At 38.2% G+C, this 6299-nt stretch carries 4 protein-coding genes and 1 pseudogene; 2 read left to right on the top strand and 3 right to left on the bottom strand.

Features of this window, described 5'->3' with window-relative positions:
- The 3 genes and pseudogenes from ACR2MV_RS01940 to topA form a co-directional block, all read right to left on the bottom strand.
- Window positions 1-194: pseudogene (locus ACR2MV_RS01940) on the bottom strand (gliding motility lipoprotein GldK); the annotation flags it as partial.
- Window positions 195-345: 151 nt separating this feature from the next.
- Complete coding sequence (locus ACR2MV_RS01935; protein ID WP_434020201.1) at window positions 346-1503, bottom strand: formimidoylglutamase; 1158 nt, start codon at window positions 1501-1503, stop codon at window positions 346-348.
- A gap of 128 nt (window positions 1504-1631) precedes the next feature.
- Window positions 1632-4118 (bottom strand): type I DNA topoisomerase, encoded by a 2487-nt coding sequence (gene topA / locus ACR2MV_RS01930; protein WP_434020199.1) that lies wholly within the window; start codon window positions 4116-4118, stop codon window positions 1632-1634.
- Between the two features lie 229 nt (window positions 4119-4347).
- Between topA and miaB the strand changes: the two genes are divergently transcribed.
- Together miaB and ACR2MV_RS01920 are read left to right on the top strand one after the other, a co-directional pair.
- On the top strand, window positions 4348-5784 hold the full coding sequence (gene miaB / locus ACR2MV_RS01925; protein ID WP_434020198.1) for a tRNA (N6-isopentenyl adenosine(37)-C2)-methylthiotransferase MiaB: 1437 nt from the start codon (window positions 4348-4350) through the stop codon (window positions 5782-5784).
- A gap of 48 nt (window positions 5785-5832) precedes the next feature.
- Window positions 5833-6299, top strand: a 467-nt coding sequence (locus tag ACR2MV_RS01920) for a sigma-54 factor interaction domain-containing protein (RefSeq protein ID WP_434020197.1), incomplete at its 3' end; no start/stop codon positions are given.

Here is a 6299-nt window from a genome sequence, read left to right as displayed (position 1 = left end):
GATCCTGCCACATCCTCATCACCTTTTCCCATGGTAAAAGCACCACCAGGAATTAATACCATTCCGAAGGGCTTTTCAGGAAAAAATTTCTTATTTGCCGAAACACCTACTAATTGTCCTCTGTCATTTCCAGATTTACAACTGCTTAGGAAAGCAAAGACAAATAGGATTAGGATTAGGGATAACTTTTTCATAATTTTTACTTTTCTAACAAGCGTTATTGTTAATTTTAAAACTTATTGTTACTAATTATTGGGTTTTTATCTAAAAAAAATCAAATAAAATTCCACACAAAATGTATTCTTTTGTTCCCTAAGAACGCTAAAAAACCAAGTTTAGTGTATATTAATTTAATTTTCTAAAGGTTTTTAGCCATCTTTCAGGTAAAATCTGATTATTCGCTGTCAAATAATCCTGATAGGTACATGGTATTAACGTAGATTTCTCCAAATTATTATGGACAAAGTCAATCTCCATCCACCATCTTTCGCTCTTATCGCTTTTGTAAAAATTGATCGTCTGATCATCTACTAAAACAATGTACTTTTTGTAGTTCTCTTTTGAGCTAAAAGGATATTCATCAATTCTTAAATTAAACCCTTCAATAAAATACCATATGGTTTGGGCAATTAAATGTGCTGTATGTTGTCTTTGATCAAATTTTGAATTGTATTCATAAATCCCAAAGGAAGATAACTTCCTGCTGATGCCGGCGTATCTTGCAATGGCACATATTTGATCTCCATAAAAACCGTTTGGAACAGCATTGTTGTTAGCAGGTGCGTCACTCATCCTAACGGCGCCCAGATCTAAACTTACAATATCTGCATCTCGCAATATCGGTTCTACAGTAGTAATATCATTGGTAACTCCACCCAATCGATACGCCTCAAAATGTAGCTTATCCATCAAATCGATCTCCTCCTGAGAGTTAAAAAATGTTTGAAAACCAATATTACTGTAGTTAAACAGATTATTCGGTTTGTCCATGACGATATAGTGCAGGTAATTCCTGGAATTCAAAAGTGGATCCATTTCTCCTATATCGAAACGATTATCTACCGAAACAATATTCACGGGTTTACCGATCCTGTCATAGGCCCGATAGTTGGCATAGGTGATATCCTGACTACCTCCTATTATTATAGGTGTAATTTTTTGCTCTAATAATTCACCAAGTACCTCCTGTATTAAAAAATAACTATCGCCAGTTTCATTCCCTGCCGGAATATTTCCAAGATCGGCGATGCTTGCGTGCCAGTTTCCAGGAAACATTTGATACAGGTATTTCCTGATCACATCCAAGCCTTTACCGGCGCCTATATTATCAACGGCTCCTCTTGATTCAGGAATACCCACAATTGCCAGCTGAATTCCCTCAAGATCCGGAATACCATCTTTTTTTGTATGCAATTTTATTTTCTTCCCTAAAGACAGGTCAGATTGCAGGGCCGTATGTGCTACCGCCATTTCTTCTACAGGTAAAAGAAGCTCCAGACTCATAGTTTATTGTTAAAGATAAAAACGCCGCAATGTAATTAATTTTCCTATTCGAAAATGTTAGTGTTTACAAAAAATAAAAAGTCCTTTTAATTTCTAAATTAAAAGGACCGCTTTCAGATTGTCTTGAATTACTTTTTCTTGGTAGCTCGTTTTTTTCTTGTCGCTTTTTTCGGAGCATTCTTTTCAATAATACCTTGCACCTCTTCCAGGCTAAGCGCTTGTGCATCAACAGTTTTAGGAAGTTCTATTTTAACTTTACCTTTTAGTATATTGTGTCGTCCCCATCTGGCCTTCTCTACTCGAATACCCTCTTCTTCCCAGTTGTGAACTACTTTTTCAATTTCTTTCTGCTTTTTAGCTTCTATCAACTCAACAATATCCTCATAACTTAAATTGTCATAATCATACTTTCTGTTCACGTTGATAAACATATTGTTCCATTTGATAAACGGTCCAAATCTCCCTACTCCTTTTTGAACAGGTAAGTTTTCATATTCTGCAATAGGCGCATCTGCTTTTCGTTTCTCTTCGATTAATTCGATGGCACGGTCCATTGAAACGGACATCGGGTTTTCATCTTTCGAAAGAGATACAAATGATTTTCCAAATTTCACATAAGGTCCAAACCTTCCATTAGCCACGACCACCTCTTCTCCTTCATATTCTCCAAGGGTCTTTGGCAATTTAAACAGGTCCATCGCTTCTTCATAAGAGATGTTACCCAAGGTTTGCTCACCCTGAAGACTTGCGAATTTAGGCTTCTCCTCGTCGGTCACCTCACCAATCTGAACCATGGCTCCAAACCTTCCCAAGCGGGCATATACATTTTTTCCAGAATCCGGGTCGACTCCTAACAATCGTTCGCCCTTTGCTCGTTCCGCATTTTCAGATACATGCTCTACAGATTCATGAAATGATCCGTAAAACTCTTTGATCATCGCCGTCCAATCCTCTTTTCCTTCTGCTATCTCATCAAATTGGTTTTCGACATTCGCCGTAAAGCTCAGGTCCATAATTCCAGAAAAATGATCCACTAAAAAATCGTTTACAATTCTTCCTATATCCGTAGGAACCATTTTTCCTTTGTCAGCGCCAACTTTTTCGGTCAGGGTTTTTGTCTCTATCTGATCATTTGCAAGCGTCAATTCTGTATATGATCTGTCTTTCCCTTCAATGGTTCCTTTTACAACATATTCTCTTCTCTGAATCGTTGAGATGGTTGGTGCATAGGTAGACGGACGTCCAATTCCAAGCTCTTCCAGTTTTCTAACCAAAGATGCTTCCGTATAGCGATACGGAGCTTTGGTATATCTTTCAGTTGCATTGATATAACTGTTTTCCAACACCTCGTTTACCGCAAGCTTCGGCAACATGCCTGCCTGCTCTTCATCTTCCTGATCATCACCTTCCAGGTATACCTTCAGAAACCCTTCAAACGTAATCACCTCTCCGTTTGAGGTAAAAACCTCCTCATTCTTATCGTTGATAATACGAACATTGGTTCTCTCTAATTGAGCATCACTCATTTGAGAGGCCAGGGTTCTCTTCCAGATTAATTCATACAATCTCACCTGATCACTTTCAGCCTGAATACTTTTGGTACTCATATTTGTAGGTCTGATCGCCTCATGCGCTTCCTGTGCTCCTTTCGACTTGTTTGTGAAATTTCGAGGTGTACTATAGGCTTCTCCATAAGAAGAAATGATTTCTTCCTGAGCCGCAGTTTTAGCATCATCAGATAGATTCACACTATCCGTTCTCATATAAGTAATGAGTCCTGCCTCGTATAATCTTTGTGCTACCACCATGGTTTTGGCCACCGGAAAATATAGTTTTCTAGAAGCTTCCTGCTGTAAGGTGGATGTTGTAAACGGTGCCGTAGGCGATTTCTTAGCAGGCTTCTTGGTAAGATCGTCCACACTAAAAATGGCTCCCTTACTGGACTCCAAAAAATGCTCAGCCTCTTCCCTGCTTTTAAAGTTTTTCGGAAGTTTGGCTTTAAATTTCCTACCATCAATATTACTAAACTCAGCAACAATTCTGTACGATGCCACTGGATTAAAATCCTCAACTTCTCTTTCTCTTTCAACGATTAGCCTCACAGCTACCGATTGAACCCTACCTGCTGATAAGCCCCCTTTTACTTTTTTCCAAAGCACAGGCGATAACTCATACCCTACCAATCTGTCCAACACTCTTCTGGCTTGCTGGGCATTCACCAAATCATAATTAATACTTCTTGGATTTTCAATGGCTTTTAGAATCGCTTTTTTCGTAATTTCATGAAAAACAATTCTTTTGGTATTCTCATCGGTCAGTTTCAATTGTTCAAATAAATGCCAGGCAATAGCTTCTCCTTCACGATCCTCATCACTCGCTAACCAAACTGTTTCTGCTTTTTTAGCTAGTGATTTCAATTTTTTAACCACCGCCTTTTTGTCTGTTGAGACACTGTAGTTCGGTTTAAAATCACCATCTACATTTACCCCTAATTCTTTAGAAGGCAGGTCAGCAATATGCCCATAACTAGATTCAACCACATAATCTTTTCCTAAAAATTTTTCAATGGTTTTAGCTTTGGCGGGTGACTCTACGATGACTAAATTCTTCGACATTCTTATCATTTTTATTAGGAACGCAACATAAGAAAGATTTCTTACAAAACACGACGTGATTCCTTATTTTGAGATTGCAAAAGTATATAGAAATTTTTAAATCATAATTTTCTAATTCAAAAATCGCACGTTTTATGGATATTTTAACGTTGAAGAAATGGTAATTTTTATGCCAAAATGTCATAAAAACAAATTTTGATTGTATCTTTGCAAACCGAAAATTTTTAGAATGGCCAGTGAAAATATCATAGAAGAAAAAAAGCAAGGACAAGCCTTGGTAACTGATAATGTTGAAGGAAACAATAAAAAACTTTTTATAGAAAGTTATGGATGTCAGATGAATTTGAATGACAGTGAGATCGTTGCATCCATTTTAGCCAAAGAAGGATTTAATACGACCCCTACACTCGAGGAAGCGGATCTTGTTTTGGTAAACACCTGTTCTATTCGAGAGAAAGCCGAACAGACAATTAGGAAACGACTACAGAAATACAATCGCGTCAGACGCATTAATCCTGAAATGAAAATTGGGGTAATGGGTTGTATGGCGGAAAGACTGAAAACCAAATTTCTGGAAGAAGAAAAAATGGTTGATTTAGTGGTTGGACCAGATGCTTACAGAGACCTTCCTAATTTGGTAAAGGAAATTGAAAGCGGAAAAGATGCTATCAATGTGATCTTATCCAAGGAAGAAACCTATGGTGACGTAACTCCGGTTCGTTTGAACAGCAACGGGGTGTCTGCCTTTATTTCAATCACGAGAGGTTGTGATAATATGTGTACTTTCTGTGTGGTTCCTTTTACCCGAGGTAGAGAAAGAAGTCGTGACCCGCAAAGTATCGTTAAAGAAGCACTTGACCTCTGGGAAAAGGGTTACAAAGAAATTACTTTATTAGGTCAGAATGTTGATTCCTATTTATGGTATGGAGGTGGATTGAAGAAGGATTTCAAAAATGCCTCGGAAATTGCAAAAGCCACGGCAGTAGATTTTTCTAAATTAATGGAAATGGTGGCCCTTTCAGTACCTGGAATGAGGATTCGTTTCGCAACATCAAATCCGCAAGACATGAGTATTGATGTGCTTCATACCATGGCAAAATATGACAATATCTGTAAGTATATTCATTTACCTGTTCAAACGGGAAGCACAAGAATGCTTGAAAGAATGAATAGACAGCATACCAGAGAAGAGTATATGGAATTGATAGACAACGTTAAACGTATTATTCCGGACTGTGCCATTTCTCAGGACATGATTACTGGTTTTTGTGGAGAAACAGAAGAAGATCATCAAGACACCTTATCCCTTATGGAATATGTAAAATATGATTTTGGTTTTATGTTTGCTTATTCTGAAAGACCTGGCACACTTGCGGCCAAAAAAATGGAGGATGATGTACCTCATGAGGTTAAAAAGCGACGACTTTCTGAAATTATCAACCTGCAACAGAAGCATGGACTCTACAGAATGCAGAACATGGTAGGTAAAACGGTTGAAATATTGATCGAAGGTGATTCAAAAAAATCTGCGGCTCACTGGATGGGAAGAAACTCTCAAAATGCCGTAGCCGTTTTCCCAAAATCGGATGAAAAAGTTGGAGACCTCGTCATGGTTCGCGTGGATGATTGTACTTCGGCGACACTGATAGGTACCAGAGTAGCCTAGGCAAATAAAATAGTAACTCCTGATAAATCGGGATTAAAATTAGATATATTGGATTCATTACAAACCATAAAACAACGATTCGGAATCATAGGAAATAACAATCAGTTGAATCTCGCACTTCAAAAAGCGATGCGAGTGGCACCAACTGACATTTCTGTTTTGGTTACCGGAGAAAGTGGTGTGGGTAAAGAAGTGATTCCTAAAATCATCCATAACCTGTCTCATAGAAAACACGCCAAATACATTGCGGTAAACTGTGGAGCCATACCGGAAGGAACTATTGACAGTGAATTGTTTGGCCATGAAAAGGGTTCTTTTACCGGTGCATCTCAAACACGTAGCGGTTATTTTGAAGTGGCTGATGGAGGTACTATCTTTTTGGATGAAGTTGGAGAACTGCCCTTAACAACGCAGGTTCGACTGTTGAGAATTTTAGAAAACGGAGAATTTTTTAAAGTGGGGTCCTCTAAAGTGCAAAAGACCAATGTCCGGATTGTTGCAGCCACCAATTTAAA

Origin of the sequence: Lutimonas sp. (genome assembly GCF_051011215.1) — a bacterium.
GTDB lineage: Bacteria > Bacteroidota > Bacteroidia > Flavobacteriales > Flavobacteriaceae > Lutimonas.
Note: the sequence above shows the minus strand (reverse complement) of the source record. Positions and strands in the feature narration are given on the sequence as shown.

What these genes read in the sequence shown, in the direction of transcription:
- ACR2MV_RS01935 (WP_434020201.1), bottom strand. Translation starts at nt 1,503, where the DNA reads ATGAGTCTGGAGCTTCTTTTACCTGTAGAAGAAATGGCGGTAGCACAT.
- miaB (WP_434020198.1), top strand. Translation starts at nt 4,348, where the DNA reads ATGGCCAGTGAAAATATCATAGAAGAAAAAAAGCAAGGACAAGCCTTG.
- topA (WP_434020199.1), bottom strand. Translation starts at nt 4,118, where the DNA reads ATGTCGAAGAATTTAGTCATCGTAGAGTCACCCGCCAAAGCTAAAACC.